The organism is Pseudomonas sp. GW821-FHT09E04 (genome assembly GCF_059416185.1).
Map to the genome: position 1 here is coordinate 128,858 of NZ_JBWKOR010000010.1, position 20,261 is coordinate 149,118.

Below are 20,261 nucleotides of genomic sequence, written 5' to 3' on the forward strand. Positions count from 1 at the left end.
GGCTATTAGCGCTTGTTCTTCGGGCGCTCTGCCGTTAACCTGCGCGGCGGAGAGTCGATCGGACAGTCGCTGCCCTCTATGAAAATTAGGGGGGGGAGGAAAGTCCGGGCTCCATAGGGCGAAGTGCCAGGTAATGCCTGGGAGGCGTGAGCCTACGGAAAGTGCCACAGAAAATAACCGCCTAAGCGCTTCGGCGCCGGTAAGGGTGAAAAGGTGCGGTAAGAGCGCACCGCACGTCTGGCAACAGTTCGTGGCTAGGTAAACCCCACTTGGAGCAAGACCAAATAGGGTCCCAAGGCGTGGCCCGCGCTGGGACCGGGTAGGTTGCTAAAGATGTCCAGTGATGGCCATCGTAGACGAATGACTGTTCAAGACAGAACCCGGCTTACAGATCGACTCTCCACCTTTTTCTTTTCCCTGCTTGAATTAAAGGCGACAGGGCTGTTTATTATCAGCAGGCCTGCTCTGGAAATCCGGCAGCGGCAACCGCAGTAATAGCCATTTCCCACCTTGCTTCAATCAACAGCAGAAGCGCTTTTGTAATACCGAAAAAATCTTACTCTTAACAAATTACTTTAACTTTCGAGCGCAGCTTTCAGTGCTGCATCAAGTTATTGGATAAAAGCATCCGCCAGATTCTCGTTGCGCCTCCTTTTATGCTCCTAAATCTCCGTTCTGTAAGGGTTTTCCTTTAATCCGCGCCTTGACGGTGTGGTGGGCGCATTCCTATAGTGTGCGCAAGTGGCGGAAAGTGGCATGAAGTGGGTTTTTTGAGCTCAAAACGATAAAAATTGGAGAAACGCAGACGTGTTTCGCGGAGCTAACGCTATCAGTCTCGACGCAAAGGGCCGTCTCGCCATGCCGAGCCGGTACCGTGACGAGCTCGTTTCGCGTAGTTCCGGCCAGTTGATCGTGACCATCGATGCCGTTGATCCGTGTTTGTGTGTCTACCCGCTCGATGAGTGGGAAATTATTGAAACCAAGTTGCGCGCGCTTCCTTCGCTCCGCGAAGAGAACCGTCGTCTGCAGCGCTTATTGATTGGTAATGCCGTTGACCTCGAGCTCGACGGCAGTGGTCGTTTTCTGGTTCCGCCGCGTCTGCGCGAATACGCAAAGCTGGACAAGCGCGCGATGCTGGTTGGCCAACTGAACAAGTTCCAATTGTGGGACGAAGATGCCTGGAACGCGGTTTCTGCCGCTGACCTGGCTGCCATACAACAACCGGGCGCCATGCCTGACGAACTGCGTGATTTGATCCTGTGACTATTGATAGCGGCTTTAACCACATCACCGTACTGCTTGACGAAGCCGTCGAGGCTCTCGCCGTACGTCCTGATGGCTGCTATCTGGACGGCACGTTCGGGCGCGGCGGGCACAGCCGGTTGATCCTCAGCAAGCTCGGTCCCGACGGCCGGCTCATCGGATTCGACAAGGATCCTCAAGCGATTGCCACCGGGCAAACGCTAGCGGCCGAAGACGGCCGCTTTGTCGTTGTGCAGCGCAGCTTTGCCGAGCTCGGTTCGGTGGTTGCCGAGCGTGGTCTGGACGGCAAGGTCAGCGGCATTCTGCTCGACCTCGGCGTGTCTTCGCCGCAGCTCGATGATGCCGAACGCGGCTTCAGTTTCCTCAATGATGGCCCGCTGGACATGCGCATGGATCCGTCCCGTGGCATCAGCGCGGCCGAGTTCGTCAATACCGCGCCTGTGGAAGAAATCGCCCGGGTGTTCAAGGAATATGGCGAAGAGCGTTTCTCCGGTCGCATGGCTCGCGCCGTGGCCGAACGTCGTGACATCACGCCGTTCGAGCGTACCGCCGATCTGGCCGAAGTCCTGAAAGTCGCCAACCCGGCGTGGGAAAAGGGCAAGAACCCGGCAACCCGTGCATTCCAGGGGCTGCGCATTCACGTCAACAACGAGCTGGGCGATCTGGAAGCGGGCCTTGAAGCCGCACTCGAATGCCTGGAAGTGGGCGGTCGTCTGGTCGTGATCAGCTTCCACTCGCTGGAAGACCGCATCGTCAAACTGTTCATGCGCAAGCTGGTGAAAGGCGAAGCCGACAACCTGCCGCGCAACCTGCCGGTTCGCCACGTCGCGTTCGAACCGAAAATCAAAGTCCATGGCAAAGCGCAGACGGCCTCCGACGCCGAACTCAAAGCCAACCCACGTTCCCGTAGCGCCGTCATGCGTGTCGCGGAGAAGCTGCGGTGAGCAAGCTTTTCGCCAAGCCACTGCCTGGCGGCAGCTTTTTCATGCTGCTGCTGTTCATCGGCGTGCTCGTGTCGGCCATCGGCGTGTCTTACAGCGCCCACTGGAACCGGCAGTTGCTCAACACCCTGTACAACGAACTGAGCGTGCGCGACAAGGCGCAGGCCGAGTGGGGGCGCCTGATCCTGGAGCAAAGCACCTGGACCGCCCACAGCCGGATCGAAGTGCTGGCCACCGAACAACTGAAGATGCACATCCCAGGCGCAGCTGACGTGAAGATGGTGGCGCCATGATGAAACTCGAAGGGGCTCTCTTCCCGTGGCGCTTCCGTCTGTTGGTAGGTCTGCTCGGCGTGATGGTGGCCGCGATCTGCTGGCGCATCATTGACCTGCAAGTGGTCGACCGTGACTTCCTCAAGGGGCAGGGCGATGCGCGCAGCGTTCGTCATATCCCGATTCCGGCACACCGTGGCCTGATCACCGACCGCAACGGCGAGCCTCTGGCCGTGAGTACCCCGGTGACCACACTGTGGGCCAACGCCAAGGAAATGCAGACGGCCAAAGAGAAGTGGCCGGCACTGGCAGCGGCGCTGGGGCAGGATCCGAAAGCCCTGGCCGAACGCCTCGAAGCCCAGGCCAACAAAGAATTCATTTATCTGGTGCGCGGGCTGACCCCCGAGCAGGGCCAGGCCGTGCTCGACCTGAAAGTACCGGGCGTCTACGGCATCGAAGAATTCCGCCGGTTCTACCCGGCCGGTGAAGTCACCGCGCACATGGTCGGGTTCACCGACATCGATGACCACGGTCGTGAAGGCGTCGAACTGGCCTACGATGAATGGCTGGCCGGCGTGCCCGGCAAGCGGCAAGTCATCAAGGATCGGCGCGGACGGCTGATCAAGGATGTCCAGGTCACCAAAAACGCCAAGGCCGGCAAGCCCTTGGCGTTGTCCATTGACCTGCGTCTGCAATACCTGGCCAACCGCGAGCTGCGTAACGCGATCATCGAGAACGGCGCCAAGGCTGGCAGCCTGGTGATCATGGACGTGAAGACCGGCGAGATCCTCGCCATGGTCAACCAGCCGACCTACAACCCGAACAACCGTCGCAACCTGCAACCGGCGATGATGCGTAACCGCGCGATGATCGACGTGTTCGAACCGGGTTCGACCATGAAAGCGATCTCGATGAGCGCCGCGATCGAAACCGGCCGCTGGAAACCGAGCGACACCGTCGAGGTGTATCCGGGCTCCCTGCAGATCGGCAAATACACGATCAAGGACGTATCGAAGACCGAAGGTCCGGTACTCGACCTGACCGGCATTCTGATCAATTCCAGTAACGTCGGCATGAGTAAGGTCGCGTTCGATATCGGCGGCGAAACCATTTTCCGTCTCGCGCAGAAAGTCGGCCTCGGCCAGGACACCGGCCTCGGCTTCCCGGGCGAACGTGTCGGTAACCTGCCGAATTACCGCGAGTGGCGTAAAGCCGAAACCGCAACGCTGTCCTACGGCTACGGTATTTCGGTGACCGCGATTCAGCTGGTGCACGCGTTCTCGGCGCTGGCCAACAACGGTCGCCTCGCGCCGCTGACCCTGATCAAAACCGACAAGGCGCCACAGACCACTCAGGTGCTGCCGGAAGCCGTCGCGAAAACCATGCAAGGCATGCTGCAACAGGTGATCGAGGCCCCGCGCGGTGTGTTCCGTGCGCAGGTGCCGGCGTATCACGTGGCGGGCAAGTCGGGTACTGCGCGCAAGACGTCGGTGGGCACCAAGGGTTACGCCGAAAACTCGTACCGCTCGCTGTTCGCCGGTTTCGGCCCGATGAGCGATCCGCGTTACGCCATCGTCGTGGTGATCGATGAACCGAGCAAGGCCGGTTACTTCGGTGGTCTGGTTTCGGCGCCGGTGTTCAGCCGTGTGATGTCCGGCACCCTGCGTCTGATGAACGTGACCCCGGACAACCTGCCGACAACACAACAGGCCAACGCCACCCCGGCCGTTCCGCTGAAAGCCAATGGAGGGCGCGGCTGATGTCTCTTAGTCTGAACAAGATTTTCCCCCACGCCGGCCACGATCTGTTGATCCGTGAACTGGCACTCGACAGCCGCAACGTGCGCGCGGGCGACCTGTTCCTCGCGGTGCCGGGCGGCAAGTTCGACGGTCGTGCGCATATTGCTGACGCGCTCACTCGTGGCGCTGCCGCCGTGGCTTACGAAGTGGAAGGCGCCACCGTGCTGCCGATCACTGACGTGCCGCTGATTCCGGTCAAAGGCCTGGCAGCGCAGCTGTCAGATATCGCCGGTCGTTTTTACGGTGAGCCAAGTCATCACCTGAACCTGGTGGGCGTGACCGGCACCAACGGCAAGACCAGCGTGACTCAGCTTGTTGCCCAGGCGCTGGACCTGCTGGGTCAGCACTGCGGCATCGTCGGCACCCTGGGCTCCGGTTTCTACGGCTCGCTGCAAAGCGGCCTGCACACCACGCCGAACCCGATCGCCATGCAAGCGACCCTGGGCGACCTGAAAAAGGCCGGCGCCAAAGCCGTGGCCATGGAAGTTTCGTCCCACGGTCTGGATCAGGGCCGGGTCACTGCACTGGCGTTTGACGTGGCGGTGATGACCAACCTGTCCCGCGATCACCTCGATTACCACGGCACCATGGAGGCCTACGCCGAAGCGAAGGCCAAGCTGTTTGCCTGGAATGACCTGAAGTGCCGCGTGGTCAATCTGGACGACGATTTCGGCCGGCAACTGGCCGCTGAAAAGCGTGATTCGCGTTTGATTACATATAGCTTGCTCGACAGCAGTGCCTATCTGTATGTCCGCGAAGCGCAGTTCGACGACCATGGCGTGCGCGCCACGCTGGTCACGCCGCAGGGCGAACATCATCTGCGCAGCACATTGCTGGGCCGTTTCAACTTGAGCAACGTACTGGCTGCGGTTGGCGCCTTGCTCGGTCTGGACTACGCCCTCGACGAAATTCTCAAGGTGCTGCCGAAACTCGAAGGCCCGGCCGGACGCATGCAGCGTCTCGGCGGTGGCACCCAGCCGCTGGTGGTGGTCGATTACGCCCACACCCCGGATGCGCTGGAAAAAGTTCTGACTGCGTTGCGTCCGCACGTCAAAGGCCAGTTGCTGTGCCTGTTCGGCTGCGGCGGTGATCGCGATCGCGGCAAGCGTCCGTTGATGGCCGAAGTGGTCGAGCGTCTGGCCGACCGCGTGCTGGTCACCGATGACAATCCACGCACCGAGGATCCGGCGGTGATTTTCGATGACATCCGCGCCGGTTTCACGGCTGTGGATAACGTGACATTCGTGGCCGGCCGTGGCCAGGCCATCGCGCAATTGATCGCCAGCGCCTCGGCGGATGACGTGGTGGTCCTGGCCGGCAAAGGTCACGAGGACTATCAGGAAATCAACGGCGAGCGCCACGCATTCTCTGATCTGGTCGAGGCGGATCACGCCCTGACCGCGTGGGAGGTGGCCCATGCTTAAGGCCCTGAAACTCAGCGAACTGACCAATGCACTCGACGCACGGCTGATCAGTGCAGACGCCAGTTTTGACGGCGTGAGCATCGACAGCCGCGCCATCAAGGCTGGCCAACTGTTTATTGCGCTGACCGGCCCGCGTTTCGACGGTCATGACTATTTGAACGACGTCGCTGCAAAAGGCGCGGTCGCGGCGCTGGTCGAGCGCGAAGTCGCCGACAGCACGCTGCCGCAATTGCTGGTCAAGGACACCCGTCAGGCCCTCGGTCAGCTAGGGGCCTTGAACCGTGCCGCGTTCACCAAGCCGGTTGCCGCCGTCACCGGCTCCAGCGGCAAGACCACGGTCAAGGAAATGCTCGCGAGCATCCTGCGCACGCGCGGTTCGGTGCACGCGACCCGTGGCAACCTGAACAACGACCTCGGCGTGCCGCTGACCCTGCTCGAACTTGCCCCGGAACACAGCGCGGCAGTGATCGAACTGGGTGCTTCGCGTCTGGGTGAAATCGCCTACACCGTCGGGCTGACCAAGCCGCACGTAGCGATCCTCAACAACGCCGGCACCGCTCACGTCGGTGAGTTCGGCGGGCCGGAGAAAATCGTCGAAGCCAAAGGCGAAATCATCGAAGGGCTGGCGGCCGATGGCGTCGCCGTGCTGAATCTCGATGACAAGGCGTTCGGTATCTGGAAGACCCGCGCTGCCGGTCGCAAGGTGCTGACCTTTGCCCTGAGCAACACTCAGGCAGATTTCCACGCCAGCGATCTGGCCACCGACGCCCGTGGCTGCCCAGCGTTCAACCTGCACAGTCCTGAAGGTGTGGAACGGGTTCAACTGAACCTGCTCGGCACCCATAACGTCGCCAATGCCCTGGCCGCTGCCGCTGCCGCTCACGCCCTGGGCGTGTCGCTGTTCGGCATCGCCACCGGGCTTGGCGCGGTACAACCGGTCAAGGGTCGCACCGTCGCGCAACTGGCGAAAAACGGCATGCGCGTGATTGATGACACTTACAACGCGAACCCCACCTCCATGTGTGCGGCCGTTGATATACTCGCCGGCTTTTCCGGCCGCACCGTTCTGGTGCTCGGGGATATCGGCGAGTTGGGCGACTGGGCGGAGCAGGGGCACCGCGACGTGGGCGAATACGCCCGGGGCAAGGTTTCCGCGCTTTACGCCGTCGGGCCGAACATGGTCCACGCCGTGAACGCATTCGGTAACGAGGCGCATCACTTCGGCACACAGGCCGAACTGATCCAGGCCCTCGGCGCCGAGCAGGACAAAAACACCACCATTTTGATCAAGGGTTCGCGCAGCGCAGCGATGGAAAACATCGTTGCGGCCCTGTGCGGGTCCAGTCTGGAGAAACATTAATGCTGCTGCTGCTAGCGGAGTATCTGCAACAGTTCTACAAAGGCTTCGCGGTCTTCCAGTACCTGACCCTGCGCGGGATCCTCGGTGTGCTGACCGCGCTGGTCCTGTCGCTGTGCTATGGCCCGTGGATGATCCGCACCCTGCAGAACCGTCAGATCGGGCAGTCCGTTCGTAACGACGGTCCGCAATCGCACCTGTCCAAATCCGGTACGCCGACCATGGGTGGCGCGCTGATTCTGTCTTCGATCGGCGTCAGCACGTTGCTGTGGGCTGACCTGAGCAATCGTTATGTCTGGACCGTTCTGCTGGTGACCCTGCTGTTCGGCGCCATCGGCTGGGTCGACGACTACCGCAAGGTGATCGAGAAGAACTCCCGTGGCCTGCCGAGTCGCTGGAAGTATTTCTGGCAGTCGGTGTTCGGCCTCGGCGCGGCGATCTTCCTTTATATGACTGCCGCCACTCCGGTGGAAACCACCCTGATCCTGCCGATGCTCAAGGACTACAGCATTCCGCTGGGCGCCGGTTTCATCGTGCTGACTTACTTCGTGATCGTCGGTTCGAGCAACGCGGTCAACCTGACCGACGGTCTCGACGGTCTGGCGATCATGCCGACAGTGATGGTCGGCGGCGGCCTGGGCATCTTCTGCTACCTGTCGGGTAACGTGAAATTCGCTGAATACCTGCTGATCCCGTACGTACCGGGCGCAGGCGAACTGATCGTGTTCTGCGGCGCGCTGATCGGTGCCGGCCTGGGCTTCCTGTGGTTCAACACCTATCCGGCGCAAGTCTTCATGGGCGACGTCGGCGCACTGGCGCTGGGCGCCGCTCTGGGCACCATCGCGGTGATCGTCCGTCAGGAAATCGTCCTGTTCATCATGGGCGGCGTGTTCGTGATGGAAACCCTGTCAGTCGTGATTCAGGTTGCCTCCTTTAAGCTGACCGGTCGCCGTGTGTTCCGCATGGCTCCGATACACCACCACTTTGAACTCAAGGGCTGGCCCGAGCCGCGTGTGATCGTCCGTTTCTGGATCATCACCGTGATTCTCGTGCTGATCGGCCTTGCCACCCTGAAGCTGAGGTAGAACGAGTGTCTCTGATCGCTTCTGACCACTTCCGCATCGTTGTCGGCCTCGGCAAGAGCGGCATGTCCCTGGTTCGCTTCCTGGCGAACCGGGGCGTGGCGTTTGCTGTGGCCGACACGCGGGAAAATCCACCGGAACTGGCCACGCTCCAGCGTGACTATCCGCACGTGGAAGTGCGTTGTGGCGAGCTGGACGTCGAGTTCCTGTGCCGTGCCGACGAGCTCTACGTGAGCCCCGGTCTGGCGCTGGCGACCCCGGCCCTGCAAGCCGCCGCGGCCCGTGGCGTGAAGTTGTCCGGCGACATCGAGCTGTTCGCGCGTAACGCGAAGGCGCCGATCGTGGCCATCAGCGGTTCCAACGCGAAAAGCACCGTCACCACCCTGGTCGGCGAGATGGCGGCTGCGGCCGGCAAACGTGTGGCAGTGGGCGGCAACCTCGGTACGCCGGCGCTGGACCTGCTCAGCGATGACGTCGAGCTGTACGTGATGGAGCTGTCGAGCTTCCAGCTGGAAACCACTGACCAGCTCAACGCCGAAGTGGCGACCGTGCTCAACATCAGCGAAGACCACATGGACCGTTACAGCGGTCTGCCGGCCTATCACCTGGCCAAGCACCGGATCTTCCGTGGCGCCAAGCAGTTCGTGGTCAACCGTCAGGACGCTCTGACCCGTCCGCTGATGGGCGAGGGCCAGCCGTGCTGGACCTTCGGCCTGACCAAACCCGATTTCAAGGCGTTCGGTCTGCGCGAAGAGAATGGCGAGAAATACCTGGCCTTCGAGTTCCAGAACCTGATGCCGGTGCGTGAACTGAAGATTCGCGGCGCCCACAACCAGTCCAACGCCCTCGCGGCGCTGGCGCTCGGCCACGCGGTCGGGCTGCCGTTCGACGCCATGCTCGCGGCTCTGCGCAACTTCGCCGGCCTCGAGCATCGCTGCCAGTGGGTGCGTGACCTGGACGGCGTCGGTTACTACAACGATTCCAAAGCCACCAACGTCGGCGCCGCACTGGCTGCCATCGAAGGCCTGGGTGCGGACATCGAAGGCAAGGTCGTGCTGATCGCCGGTGGCGATGGCAAGGGTGCAGAGTTCAAGGACCTGCGTGACCCGGTAGCCGCTCATTGCCGCGCCGTGATCCTGATGGGCCGCGACTCCGACAAGATCGGCGAGGCCATCGGCGACGCCGTGCCGCTGATCCGCGCCACTTCGTTGGTCGACGCGGTCGAACAATGCCGCGCCGCCGCCCAGCCGGGTGACGTGGTGCTGCTGTCGCCGGCCTGCGCCAGTTTCGACATGTTCAAGAATTACGAAGACCGTGGTCACCAGTTCGTCCGCGCCGTGGAGGAACTGGCATGAGCCTGAGAAACATCATCAAGCCGTATCCGTCGCCGATCATCACCGGGCGCGGGATCGATCTCGATTTCCCGATGCTCGCCGGTTGCCTGGCGCTGCTTGGCCTGGGCCTGATCATGATCGCTTCGGCATCGACCGAAGTCGGTGCGGTGCAGTCGGGCAGTGCTCTTTATTACATGACCCGTCACCTGATCTACGTGGTGCTGGGACTGGGCGCGTGCATCGTCACCATGATGATTCCGATCGCCACCTGGCAGCGGCTGGGCTGGCTGATGCTGATTGGTGCGTTCGGTCTGTTGGTGATGGTGATCGTCCCGGGGATCGGCCGTGAGGTTAACGGTTCGATGCGCTGGATCGGTTTCAGCTTCTTCAACGTTCAGCCGTCCGAGATCGCCAAGGTGTTCGTGGTGATTTACCTCGCCGGTTATCTGGTGCGTCGCCAGAAGGAAGTGCGCGAGAGCTGGATGGGCTTCTTCAAGCCGTTCATCGTGCTGCTGCCAATGGCCGGCCTGTTGCTGATGGAGCCGGACTTCGGTGCCACCGTCGTAATGATGGGCGCAGCGGCGGCGATGCTGTTCCTCGGTGGGGTCGGGTTGTTCCGGTTCTCGCTGATGGTGGTGCTGGCGGTGGCGGCGGTGGTGTTGCTGATTCAGATGCAACCGTACCGGATGGCGCGTCTGACCAACTTCGCCGACCCGTGGGCCGACCAGTTCGGTGCCGGTTATCAATTGTCCCAGGCCTTGATCGCGTTCGGTCGCGGCGAGTGGCTGGGCGTTGGTCTGGGCAACAGCGTGCAGAAGCAGTTCTACCTGCCGGAAGCCCACACCGACTTCGTGTTCTCGGTACTGGCTGAAGAGCTGGGCGCGGTGGGTTCGCTGTGCACCGTCGCGCTGTTCGTGTTCGTGTGTATTCGCGGCATGTACATCGGTCTGTGGGCCGAGAAAGCCAAACAGTTTTTTGCCGCTTATGTTGCCTACGGTCTGTCGTTCCTGTGGATCGGTCAGTTCCTGATCAACATCGGCGTGAACGTCGGCCTGCTGCCGACCAAGGGCCTGACCTTGCCGTTTCTCAGTTATGGCGGCAGTTCCCTGGTGATCTGCTGCGCCTGCCTTGGCTTGTTGCTGAGGATCGAGTGGGAGAGTCGGACCCACCTGGGCAGTGAAGAGATGGAATTCCATGAGAGCGACTTCGCGGAGGAGCCGAATCATGGGCGCTAACGTATTGATCATGGCCGGCGGTACCGGTGGCCACGTGTTCCCGGCACTGTCCTGTGCCCGTGAATTCCAGGCGCGCGGCTACACCGTGCACTGGCTCGGCACGCCACGCGGGATCGAGAACGATCTGGTGCCGGCCGCCGGCCTCGAATTGCATCGCATCAACGCCAGCGGTCTGCGCGGCAAGGGCAAGCTGTCGCTGCTCAAGGCGCCGTTCATGCTGCTGAAGTCGGTGTGGCAGGCGCGGGCGATCATTCGCCGGCTGCGTCCGGTGTGTGTGGTCGGCTTCGGTGGTTACGTGACCGGCCCTGGTGGTATCGCCGCGAAACTGGCCGGCGTACCGGTGATCGTTCACGAGCAGAACGCCGTGGCCGGCACCGCCAATCGGTTGCTGGTGCCGTTCGCCGCCCGGGTGTGTGAAGCCTTCCCCGACACCTTTACCCTGTCGGACAGCCGCCGTACCACCGGTAACCCGGTGCGCAGCGAGCTGTTCCTCGAAACACCGCGTGCGGCACTGGCCGGACGCAAGGCGCGTTTGCTGATCCTGGGCGGAAGCCTGGGCGCAGAACCGTTGAACAAGTTGCTGCCTGAAGCCCTGGCACAAGTCGCCTCCGACTTGCGCCCGGAAGTGTTTCATCAGGCCGGCAAAAATCACGATGAAGTGACTGCAGAGCGCTACCGCGCCGCCGGCGTGGACGCGCAGGTGCAGCCCTTCATCAAGGACATGGCCCAGGCCTATGGCTGGGCTGATCTGGTGGTGTGCCGCGCAGGCGCATTGACCGTCAGTGAGCTGGCTGCCGCCGGTCTGCCTTCGATGCTGGTGCCCTTGCCCCACGCGATCGACGATCACCAGACCCGCAACGCCGATTATTTGGCCCGCGAAGGCGCTGCCTTCCTGATGCCGCAAAGAACGACTGGTGCCGCGGACCTTGCCGCGCGCCTGACAGAGGTCTTGATGCAACCGCAACGACTCGAAGAAATGGCCCAAGCGGCCCGCCGTCTGGCAAAACCCGAAGCCACCCGCAGCGTGGTCGATACCTGTCTGGAGGTGGCCCATGGTTGAGAATCAGAAAGCCATGCCGCAACCGGAAATGCGCCGCATCCGTCGCATCCACTTCGTCGGCATCGGCGGCGTGGGCATGTGTGGCATTGCCGAAGTGCTGCTGAACCTGGGTTACGCCGTGTCCGGCTCCGACCTCAAGGCTTCGCCGGTCACTGAGCGTCTGGAATCCTTCGGTGCGCAGATCTTCATCGGTCACCGTGCCGAGAACGCCGCTGCCGCCGATGTGCTGGTGGTGTCGAGCGCCGTGAACACCTCCAACCCGGAAGTAGCGACCGCCCTTGAGCGTCGTATTCCGGTGGTGCCACGTGCCGAGATGCTCGCCGAGCTGATGCGCTACCGCCATGGCATCGCCGTCGCCGGTACGCACGGCAAAACCACCACCACCAGCCTGATCGCTTCGGTGTTTGCGGCCGGTGGCCTGGACCCGACGTTCGTCATCGGTGGCCGTCTGAATGCTGCGGGCACCAATGCCCAGCTCGGCACCAGCCGCTACCTGATCGCCGAGGCCGACGAGAGCGACGCCAGCTTCCTGCACCTGCAACCGCTGGTGGCCGTGGTGACCAACATCGACGCCGACCACATGGCGACCTACGACGGTGACTTCAACAAGTTGAAGAAAACCTTCGTCGAGTTCCTGCACAACCTGCCGTTCTACGGTCTGGCGGTGATGTGCCTGGACGACCCGGTGGTGCGTGAAATCCTGCCGCAGGTGAAACGTCCGACCGTGACCTACGGCTTCAGCGAAGACGCTGACGTGCGCGCCATCAATGTGCGCCAGCAAGGCATGCAGACCTTCTTCACCGTGCTGCGCCCTGATCGCGAGCCGCTGGATGTGTCCGTGAACATGCCGGGCAACCACAACGTACTCAATTCCCTGGCGACCATCTGCATCGCCACCGACGAGGGCGTCAGCGATGAAGCCATCGTCCAGGGCCTGTCCGGGTTCCAGGGTGTCGGTCGTCGCTTCCAGGTCTACGGCGAACTGCCGGTGGACGGCGGCAACGTGATGCTGGTCGATGACTACGGTCACCACCCGACCGAAGTCGCGGCCGTGATCAAGGCTGTGCGCGGTGGCTGGCCAGAGCGCCGCCTGGTGATGGTCTACCAGCCGCACCGCTATAGCCGCACCCGTGACCTGTACGACGACTTCGTCAATGTACTGGCCGACGCCAACGTGCTGCTGCTGATGGAAGTCTATCCGGCCGGCGAAGAGCCGATTCCGGGGGCTGACAGCCGCAAACTGTGCAACAGCATCCGTCAGCGCGGTCAGTTGGACCCGATCTACATCGAGCGCGGTGTCGATCTGGCGCCGCTGGTCAAGCCGCTGCTGCGTGCCGGCGACATTCTGCTGTGCCAGGGCGCCGGTGACATCGGCGGCCTCGCACCGAAACTGTTGAAAAGCGAGTTGTTCGCCGGTGCCGTGGCGGCGCCGGTCGAGGGGAAGTTGAAATGACTGCTGCCTACGCCAATCTGTTCTCCACCATTGCCCCGAAAGACTTCGGCCGCGTTGCCGTGCTGTTCGGTGGCTTGAGTGCCGAGCGTGAAGTCTCGCTGAAGTCCGGCAACGCTGTGCTCACTGCGCTGCAAAGCGCTGGTGTGGACGCGTTCGGGATCGACGTCGGCGCTGACATTCTGCAGCGCTTGCTGAGCGAAAAAATCGACCGCGCGTTCATCATCCTCCACGGTCGTGGCGGTGAAGACGGCAGCATGCAGGGCCTGCTCGAAGTGGCCGGCATTCCGTACACCGGCAGCGGCATCCTGGCTTCCGCGCTGGCGATGGACAAACTGCGCACCAAGCAGGTCTGGCACACGTTGGGGATTCCGACGCCGCGTCACGCCGTGCTGCGCAGCGAGGCCGATTGTATTTCGGCAGCGACGGAACTGGGCTTCCCTTTGATCGTCAAACCGGCGCATGAAGGTTCAAGTATCGGGATGGCCAAAGTGAGTTCTGCGTCCGAGTTGATCGACGCATGGAAAGCGGCCAGTACCTACGATTCGCAAGTGTTGGTCGAGCAATGGATCCACGGTCCGGAGTTCACCATCGCCACCCTGCGTGACCAGGTGTTGCCTCCTATCGCCCTGGGTACGCCACACACGTTCTACGACTACGACGCCAAGTACATCGCCAACGATACCCAGTATCGGATTCCGTGCGGGCTGGATGCCGCCAAGGAAAAAGAACTCATGGACCTCACGGCGCAAGCCTGCGAGGCGCTGGGCATTGGTGGTTGGGGTCGGGCGGACGTGATGCAGGACGCCGACGGAAAATTCTGGTTCCTGGAAGTCAACACCGCTCCCGGCATGACCGATCACAGCCTGGTACCGATGGCGGCGAAAGCGGCCGGTCTGGATTTCCAGCAACTGGTCCTGGCCATTCTGGCCGCCAGTGTCGATGCCGATGGCAAGAAAGAGGCGCGAGGTTAAGACCATGCAAGGCGCACAGCTCAGACATCAGCCACCCGCTCCCGGCCGCAAGCCGGTGCCGCGGGGTGCCAGCCGAATGGTGGCCAAAGAGCCGATGTCCGCGCGCCTGCCCAAAGCCAATTTCGGTTTCCTGAAAAGCCTGTTCTGGCCGGTGTTGCTGGTGGTGCTCGGGTTCGGCACCTACGAAGGCGCGCAGCGGTTGTTGCCGTACGCCGACCGGCCGATCACCAAGATCGCGGTGCAGGGCGACCTGAGCTATATCAGCCAGCAAGCGGTGCAGCAGCGAATCGCCCCGTACGTGGCGTCGAGCTTCTTCACCATCGACCTGGCGAGCATGCGCACCGAGCTGGAGCAGATGCCGTGGATCGCTCACGCCGAAGTCCGTCGGGTGTGGCCGGACCAGGTGGTGATCCGCCTCGAAGAGCAACTGCCTGTGGCCCGTTGGGGCGATGAGTCGCTGCTCAACAACCAGGGCCAGGCGTTCACGCCCAAGGAACTGGCGAACTACGAACACTTGCCACAGCTGTTCGGCCCGCAGCGGGCCCAGCAGCAAGTGATGCAGCAGTATCAGGTGCTGAGCCAGATGCTCAGGCCAATGGGCTTCTCGATTGCGCGCCTTGAGCTGCGTGAACGTGGCAGCTGGTTCCTGACTACCGGTGCCGGCAGTTCCGGCCCCGGCATCGAGTTGCTGCTGGGACGCGGCAACCTGGTGGAAAAGATGCGCCGCTTCATTGCCATCTATGACAAGACGCTTAAAGACCAGATTACGAACATTGCGCGCATCGATCTGCGCTATGCCAACGGCCTCGCTGTTGGCTGGCGGGAACCAGTAGCGCCGACGACAGCCCAACCCGCTGTCGCAAAGAATTAAGAAGAGGCAGGACCCATGGCAAACGTGCAAAGCGGCAAAATGATCGTCGGTCTCGATATCGGCACCTCCAAGGTGGTGGCGCTGGTCGGCGAGGTTGCGGACGACGGCTCGCTGGAAATCGTCGGGATCGGCACTCATCCGTCCCGCGGCCTGAAGAAAGGCGTGGTGGTGAACATCGAGTCCACCGTGCAATCGATCCAGCGCGCGATCGAAGAAGCCCAACTGATGGCGGGCTGCCGCATTCACTCGGCGTTCGTCGGCGTGGCGGGCAATCACATCCGCAGCCTGAACTCCCACGGCATCGTGGCGATTCGTGATCGCGAAGTCAGCTCGGCTGACCTGGAGCGAGTACTCGACGCCGCCCAGGCTGTGGCGATCCCGGCTGACCAGCGGGTGCTGCACACCTTGCCGCAGGACTACGTGATCGATAACCAGGAAGGCGTGCGCGAGCCGCTGGGCATGTCCGGCGTGCGTCTGGAAGCCAAGGTCCATGTGGTCACCTGCGCCGTCAACGCCGCACAGAACATTGAAAAATGCGTGCGCCGCTGCGGTCTGGAAATCGACGACATCATTCTCGAGCAGCTGGCCTCGGCCTACTCGGTACTGACCGACGACGAAAAAGAGCTGGGTGTGTGCCTGGTCGACATCGGCGGCGGCACCACCGACATCGCGATCTTCACCGAAGGCGCCATCCGCCACACGGCCGTGATCCCGATTGCCGGTGACCAGGTGACCAACGACATCGCCATGGCGTTGCGCACCCCGACCCAGTACGCCGAAGAGATCAAGATCCGCTACGCCTGCGCGCTGGCCAAGCTGGCCGGTGCCGGCGAGACCATCAAGGTGCCGAGCGTCGGCGACCGTCCACCACGCGAACTGTCCCGTCAGGCCCTGGCCGAAGTGGTCGAGCCGCGTTACGACGAGCTGTTCACCCTGATCCAGGCCGAGCTGCGTCGCAGCGGCTACGAAGACCTGATCCCGGCCGGCATCGTGCTGACCGGCGGCACGTCGAAAATGGAAGGCGCCACCGAACTGGCCGAAGAAATCTTCCACATGCCGGTCCGCCTGGGCGTGCCCCATGGCGTGAAAGGTCTGGATGACGTGGTACGCAACCCGATTTATTCCACTGGCGTTGGCTTGTTGATGTACGGCCTGCAAAAGCAGTCCGACGGGATCTCGTTCTCGGGCATCGGCAGCCGCGACAGCTACAGCAACGATGAGCCTCAGGCGCCGTTGCTGGACCGTTTGAAGAAGTGGGTTCAAGGCAACTTCTAAAGCTTTACCGCAGCACCGCAACAAAATGCAGTAGGCGAAAAAACTAGAGAATGTAAGGAGAGGGAAAATGTTCGAACTCGTAGACAACATCCCCGCAAGCCCGGTAATCAAAGTTATCGGTGTTGGCGGTGGCGGCGGCAACGCTGTCAACCACATGGTCAAGAGCAACATCGAAGGCGTCGAGTTCATCTGCGCCAACACCGATGCTCAAGCGCTGAAAAACATCGGCGCGCGCACCATTCTGCAACTGGGCACCGGTGTGACCAAAGGCCTGGGCGCCGGCGCCAACCCGGAAGTCGGCCGTCAGGCTGCGCTGGAAGATCGCGAGCGCATCGCTGAAGTGCTGGCCGGCACCAACATGGTGTTCATCACCACTGGCATGGGCGGCGGTACCGGTACCGGTGCTGCGCCGATCATCGCCGAAGTGGCCAAGGAAATGGGCATCCTGACCGTTGCTGTCGTAACGCGTCCGTTCCCGTTCGAAGGCCGCAAGCGTATGCAGATCGCCGACGAAGGCATCCGCATGCTCTCCGAAAGCGTCGACTCGTTGATCACCATTCCCAACGAGAAGCTGCTGACCATCCTCGGTAAAGACGCAAGCCTGCTGTCGGCTTTCGCCAAGGCTGACGATGTACTGGCCGGTGCCGTTCGCGGTATCTCCGACATCATCAAGCGTCCGGGCATGATCAACGTCGACTTCGCCGACGTGCGTACCGTGATGAGCGAAATGGGCATGGCGATGATGGGCACTGGCTGCGCCAGCGGTCCGAACCGTGCACGTGAAGCGACCGAAGCGGCCATCCGCAACCCGCTGCTGGAAGACGTGAACCTGCAAGGCGCACGCGGCATCCTGGTGAACATCACTGCCGGTCCTGACCTGTCCCTGGGTGAGTACTCCGACGTGGGTTCGATCATCGAAGCCTTCGCCTCCGAGCACGCGATGGTCAAGGTCGGTACCGTTATCGATCCGGACATGCGCGACGAGCTGCACGTAACTGTGGTTGCCACCGGTCTGGGCGCGAAAATCGAGAAGCCTGTGAAGGTCATCGACAACACCGTTCACACCTCCATGGCTGCCGCTCAGGTGCAACAACCGGCTCCCGCCCGTCAGGAAGCGCCAGCGGTGAACTACCGTGATCTGGACCGTCCGACCGTCATGCGCAACCAGGCTCAGGCCGGTGCTGCGACTGCCGCGAAGATGAATCCGCAAGATGACCTGGACTACCTGGACATCCCGGCTTTCCTGCGTCGTCAGGCTGATTGATGGAATGTATCAGGGCTATGAAGGTGATTGGTGTTCAGCAAAGGCATGGTCTGCTATCATCGCCAGCCTTTGTTGATACCAGTTCGCAATTTGCGCTGAAGCGGCCCAAGCCATGATTAAACAACGCACACTGAAAAATATTATCCGTGCCACAGGTGTAGGCCTGCACTCCGGGGAGAAGGTCTACCTGACCCTCAAGCCTGCGCCTGTCGACACTGGCATTGTGTTTTGTCGCGCTGACCTCGACCCTGTGGTGCAGATTCCTGCCCGCGCGGAAAACGTCGGTGAAACCACTATGTCGACGACGCTGATTAACGGCGACGTCAAAGTGGACACGGTAGAGCACTTGCTCTCGGCCATGGCTGGCCTGGGCATCGATAACGCCTACGTCGAGCTCTCCGCGTCCGAAGTCCCGATCATGGACGGTAGCGCAGGACCTTTCGTATTCCTGATTCAATCGGCAGGCCTGGAAGAACAGGACGCCGCCAAGAAATTCATCCGCATCCTGCGTGAAGTGACAGTGGAAGACGGCGACAAGCGCGCCACTTTCGTCCCTTTCGAAGGGTTCAAGGTGAGCTTCGAGATCGATTTCGATCACCCGGTTTTCCGGGACCGCACCCAAAGTGCAAGCGTGGATTTTTCCAGCACTTCGTTCGTAAAAGAAGTCAGCCGCGCCCGTACTTTCGGTTTCATGAGTGACATCGAGTACCTGCGCAAGCACAACCTCGCACTCGGCGGCAGCGTTGAAAACGCGATCGTGGTCGATGCCGATGGCGTACTGAACGAAGACGGCCTTCGCTATGAAGACGAATTCGTGAAGCACAAGATCCTCGATGCAATTGGCGACCTGTACCTGCTGGGCAATAGCCTGATTGGTGAGTTCAAGGGCTTCAAGTCCGGCCACGCACTGAACAACCAGCTGCTGCGCAAGTTGATTGAGCAGACAGATGCCTGGGAAGTCGTGACGTTTGAAGACGCCAGCACCGCACCAATCTCTTACATGCGCCCGGTTGCGGCGGTGTAAGTAAAAAACCTCTCTAGTTTTTTGAAGGCCACCTTTGGGTGGCCTTTTTTTATGCCTGTTTTCAGGACGCCACCACCACTCGATTCCGGCCACCTTCCTTGGCCTGATACAGCGCCTTGTCTGCCGCAAACATCAGTTGCTCCAGACTGATCTCGCTCGCCGCCGTCCAGGTGCTGATACCGATGCTCACCGTCATCGGCACTTCATCCCCCTCCAGGCGCGGCAACTGTTCCACCGCCGCCCGTACATGTTCGGCAATCTGTTGCGCGCCGACGCTGTCGGTTTCGGCCAGGATCACCGAGAACTCTTCACCGCCATAACGTGCCACCAGATCCGCCGGGCGCCGCACATTGGCGCTAATCACTTTGGCCAGTTCACGCAGTGCCTGATCCCCGGCCTGATGGCCATGCCGGTCGTTGAATGCCTTGAAGTGATCGGCATCGACCATCAGCACCGACAACGCCTTGCCCGAGCGCTGGGCACGAAACCATTCGTGTCGCAGCGCCTGATCGAGCATCCGCCGGTTGGCGACGCCGGTCAGGGCATCGGTGGCCGCCAGTTGCGCCAGTTCTCGTTCGGCCCGTTGCCGCAGGCGCAGCTCCCGGGCCAGCAGCCAGGTCAGCCATAACAGGCCGAGGCAAAGCACACCGGTGGCACCGCTGATCAGAATCGCCGTGCGCTTCCACGCCCCGAACACTTCATCGCTCGACAGCGCAACGATGACTGTCAGCGGCAGGTTGCCGACCTGAGAGTAGGTGTAAAGCCGTTGCTGGTGATCCATGCTCGAAATGCTGCTGAAACTGCCATTGCCGCTGCGGTCGCGCAGAATCCGCACCACATTGGGACGGGCGGCAAAACTCTTGCCGATCGAATCGCTTTGCAGATAGGGCTTCTGGGCCAGCAGGATGCCGTCGTTGTTGATGATGTTCAGCGTGCTGTCGACGCCGATGTCGAGGCTGTTGAACAACTGGTCGAAGTAATCGAGCTTCATCGACGCCACTGCCACACCCAGGAATTCACCGGTGTCCGAAGAGATGCGCCGGCTGAAACTGACACGCCACTGATTCGCGTCGTCGCAGTCGCAACGTGGCTTGAACGGGCGGCTGATGTACATGCCGGTGTCGCGGTTGAAGGCGTGGGCGAGAAAGTAATCGCGGTCGGCGAAATTGCCCGGCAGCGGTTCGACCCGCGAGGAGTCGGCGATGACCTCGCCATGTTTGTCGAGCAGCAGGATGTCGCCCTTGAAGCGCGCCGTCGTCGAGCGGTCGAACAGCGCCAGGTGACGAATCTGCGGTGACACGCTTTTCAGGTCATCGCGCTGGGCCGCTGCGATCAGCCCTTGCAGGGTCAGGTCGTACAGCTCAACGGTGCGCAACACATCGGCATCGATGAGTTGGGCGATGGTGGTGGCACTGCGCGTTGCCGATTCCTGAGCGTTGGCGTGCTCACGAATCAGCAGAAAAGTGACGATGCACACAATCGCGATGACGCTCAGCAGACTGCCGAGGATCAACAGCAACTCGGGGCGTCCGGTCTTGCCCGCAACGGGTGGGGTACGGCTCGCGATCATGGTTGGGTTATCGGTTGAAGAGTCTTCTAAGCGTAGTTGTACAAACGTCGCTGCCGCACACGCAAG

17 protein-coding genes and 1 other RNA gene are annotated in these 20,261 nt (G+C 61.6%); 17 read left to right on the forward strand and 1 reads right to left on the reverse strand.

Annotated features, from left to right (window positions below):
- Window positions 1–50: 50 nt before the first annotated feature.
- The 17 genes from rnpB to lpxC all read left to right on the forward strand — a co-directional run bounded on the left by rnpB (window position 51) and on the right by lpxC (window position 18,625).
- Window positions 51–404, forward strand: an RNA gene (gene rnpB / locus AC07N4_RS28585) — RNase P RNA component class A.
- Between the two features lie 403 nt (window positions 405–807).
- Window positions 808–1,263 (forward strand): division/cell wall cluster transcriptional repressor MraZ, encoded by a 456-nt coding sequence (gene mraZ / locus AC07N4_RS28590; protein WP_003205355.1) that lies wholly within the window; start codon window positions 808–810, stop codon window positions 1,261–1,263.
- Complete coding sequence (gene rsmH / locus AC07N4_RS28595; protein ID WP_425220332.1) at window positions 1,260–2,207, forward strand: 16S rRNA (cytosine(1402)-N(4))-methyltransferase RsmH; 948 nt, start codon at window positions 1,260–1,262, stop codon at window positions 2,205–2,207. Before mraZ ends, rsmH begins: the two co-directional genes overlap by 4 nt.
- Window positions 2,204–2,497, forward strand: coding sequence for a cell division protein FtsL (ftsL, locus tag AC07N4_RS28600; RefSeq protein WP_007956777.1), 294 nt, complete (start codon window positions 2,204–2,206; stop codon window positions 2,495–2,497). Before rsmH ends, ftsL begins: the two co-directional genes overlap by 4 nt.
- Window positions 2,497–4,236 (forward strand): peptidoglycan D,D-transpeptidase FtsI family protein, encoded by a 1,740-nt coding sequence (locus AC07N4_RS28605; RefSeq protein ID WP_173861365.1) that lies wholly within the window; start codon window positions 2,497–2,499, stop codon window positions 4,234–4,236. Before ftsL ends, AC07N4_RS28605 begins: the two co-directional genes overlap by 1 nt.
- Window positions 4,236–5,699: a UDP-N-acetylmuramoyl-L-alanyl-D-glutamate--2,6-diaminopimelate ligase gene (locus AC07N4_RS28610; RefSeq protein WP_096822834.1), complete on the forward strand. Its 1,464-nt coding sequence runs from the start codon at window positions 4,236–4,238 to the stop codon at window positions 5,697–5,699. Before AC07N4_RS28605 ends, AC07N4_RS28610 begins: the two co-directional genes overlap by 1 nt.
- Complete coding sequence (locus AC07N4_RS28615) at window positions 5,692–7,059, forward strand: UDP-N-acetylmuramoyl-tripeptide--D-alanyl-D-alanine ligase (protein ID WP_102621246.1); 1,368 nt, start codon at window positions 5,692–5,694, stop codon at window positions 7,057–7,059. Before AC07N4_RS28610 ends, AC07N4_RS28615 begins: the two co-directional genes overlap by 8 nt.
- Window positions 7,059–8,141, forward strand: a complete 1,083-nt coding sequence (mraY, locus tag AC07N4_RS28620) for a phospho-N-acetylmuramoyl-pentapeptide-transferase (RefSeq protein ID WP_096822832.1) — start codon at window positions 7,059–7,061, stop codon at window positions 8,139–8,141. Before AC07N4_RS28615 ends, mraY begins: the two co-directional genes overlap by 1 nt.
- A gap of 5 nt (window positions 8,142–8,146) precedes the next feature.
- Window positions 8,147–9,493, forward strand: coding sequence for a UDP-N-acetylmuramoyl-L-alanine--D-glutamate ligase (murD, locus tag AC07N4_RS28625; protein WP_493066592.1), 1,347 nt, complete (start codon window positions 8,147–8,149; stop codon window positions 9,491–9,493).
- Window positions 9,490–10,707: a putative lipid II flippase FtsW gene (ftsW, locus tag AC07N4_RS28630; protein ID WP_096822830.1), complete on the forward strand. Its 1,218-nt coding sequence runs from the start codon at window positions 9,490–9,492 to the stop codon at window positions 10,705–10,707. The genes murD and ftsW overlap by 4 nt, the downstream gene beginning before the upstream one ends.
- On the forward strand, window positions 10,697–11,767 hold the full coding sequence (gene murG / locus AC07N4_RS28635; protein WP_273540756.1) for an undecaprenyldiphospho-muramoylpentapeptide beta-N-acetylglucosaminyltransferase: 1,071 nt from the start codon (window positions 10,697–10,699) through the stop codon (window positions 11,765–11,767). Before ftsW ends, murG begins: the two co-directional genes overlap by 11 nt.
- Complete coding sequence (gene murC / locus AC07N4_RS28640) at window positions 11,760–13,220, forward strand: UDP-N-acetylmuramate--L-alanine ligase (protein ID WP_085733672.1); 1,461 nt, start codon at window positions 11,760–11,762, stop codon at window positions 13,218–13,220. Before murG ends, murC begins: the two co-directional genes overlap by 8 nt.
- Window positions 13,217–14,191 (forward strand): D-alanine--D-alanine ligase, encoded by a 975-nt coding sequence (locus tag AC07N4_RS28645; RefSeq protein ID WP_096822828.1) that lies wholly within the window; start codon window positions 13,217–13,219, stop codon window positions 14,189–14,191. Before murC ends, AC07N4_RS28645 begins: the two co-directional genes overlap by 4 nt.
- Before the next feature lie 4 nt (window positions 14,192–14,195).
- The gene (locus tag AC07N4_RS28650) at window positions 14,196–15,062 is read left to right on the forward strand and encodes a cell division protein FtsQ/DivIB (RefSeq protein WP_096822827.1); all 867 of its coding nucleotides are present in this window, start codon (window positions 14,196–14,198) and stop codon (window positions 15,060–15,062) included.
- 15 nt (window positions 15,063–15,077) lie between these two features.
- Window positions 15,078–16,337, forward strand: coding sequence for a cell division protein FtsA (ftsA, locus tag AC07N4_RS28655; protein WP_007956755.1), 1,260 nt, complete (start codon window positions 15,078–15,080; stop codon window positions 16,335–16,337).
- Window positions 16,338–16,404: 67 nt separating this feature from the next.
- Window positions 16,405–17,601 carry a cell division protein FtsZ gene (gene ftsZ, locus AC07N4_RS28660; protein ID WP_025109282.1) on the forward strand — a complete coding sequence of 399 codons (1,197 nt, stop codon included), beginning with the start codon at window positions 16,405–16,407 and terminating at the stop codon, window positions 17,599–17,601.
- A gap of 112 nt (window positions 17,602–17,713) precedes the next feature.
- Window positions 17,714–18,625 carry a UDP-3-O-acyl-N-acetylglucosamine deacetylase gene (gene lpxC / locus AC07N4_RS28665; RefSeq protein WP_007916984.1) on the forward strand — a complete coding sequence of 304 codons (912 nt, stop codon included), beginning with the start codon at window positions 17,714–17,716 and terminating at the stop codon, window positions 18,623–18,625.
- 61 nt (window positions 18,626–18,686) lie between these two features.
- On the opposite strand, the gene AC07N4_RS28670 is transcribed toward lpxC, so the two are convergent.
- Window positions 18,687–20,195, reverse strand: a complete 1,509-nt coding sequence (locus AC07N4_RS28670) for a sensor domain-containing diguanylate cyclase (protein ID WP_102621248.1) — start codon at window positions 20,193–20,195, stop codon at window positions 18,687–18,689.
- Window positions 20,196–20,261: the final 66 nt, after the last annotated feature.

Coding starts and splice junctions, on each gene's coding strand:
- ftsA (WP_007956755.1), top strand. CDS start 15,078: ATGGCAAACGTGCAAAGCGGCAAAATGATCGTCGGTCTCGATATCGGC.
- lpxC (WP_007916984.1), top strand. CDS start 17,714: ATGATTAAACAACGCACACTGAAAAATATTATCCGTGCCACAGGTGTA.
- AC07N4_RS28615 (WP_102621246.1), top strand. CDS start 5,692: ATGCTTAAGGCCCTGAAACTCAGCGAACTGACCAATGCACTCGACGCA.
- AC07N4_RS28670 (WP_102621248.1), bottom strand. CDS start 20,195: ATGATCGCGAGCCGTACCCCACCCGTTGCGGGCAAGACCGGACGCCCC.
- ftsZ (WP_025109282.1), top strand. CDS start 16,405: ATGTTCGAACTCGTAGACAACATCCCCGCAAGCCCGGTAATCAAAGTT.
- AC07N4_RS28610 (WP_096822834.1), top strand. CDS start 4,236: ATGTCTCTTAGTCTGAACAAGATTTTCCCCCACGCCGGCCACGATCTG.
- murC (WP_085733672.1), top strand. CDS start 11,760: ATGGTTGAGAATCAGAAAGCCATGCCGCAACCGGAAATGCGCCGCATC.
- ftsW (WP_096822830.1), top strand. CDS start 9,490: ATGAGCCTGAGAAACATCATCAAGCCGTATCCGTCGCCGATCATCACC.
- mraY (WP_096822832.1), top strand. CDS start 7,059: ATGCTGCTGCTGCTAGCGGAGTATCTGCAACAGTTCTACAAAGGCTTC.
- AC07N4_RS28605 (WP_173861365.1), top strand. CDS start 2,497: ATGAAACTCGAAGGGGCTCTCTTCCCGTGGCGCTTCCGTCTGTTGGTA.
- murG (WP_273540756.1), top strand. CDS start 10,697: ATGGGCGCTAACGTATTGATCATGGCCGGCGGTACCGGTGGCCACGTG.
- AC07N4_RS28645 (WP_096822828.1), top strand. CDS start 13,217: ATGACTGCTGCCTACGCCAATCTGTTCTCCACCATTGCCCCGAAAGAC.
- AC07N4_RS28650 (WP_096822827.1), top strand. CDS start 14,196: ATGCAAGGCGCACAGCTCAGACATCAGCCACCCGCTCCCGGCCGCAAG.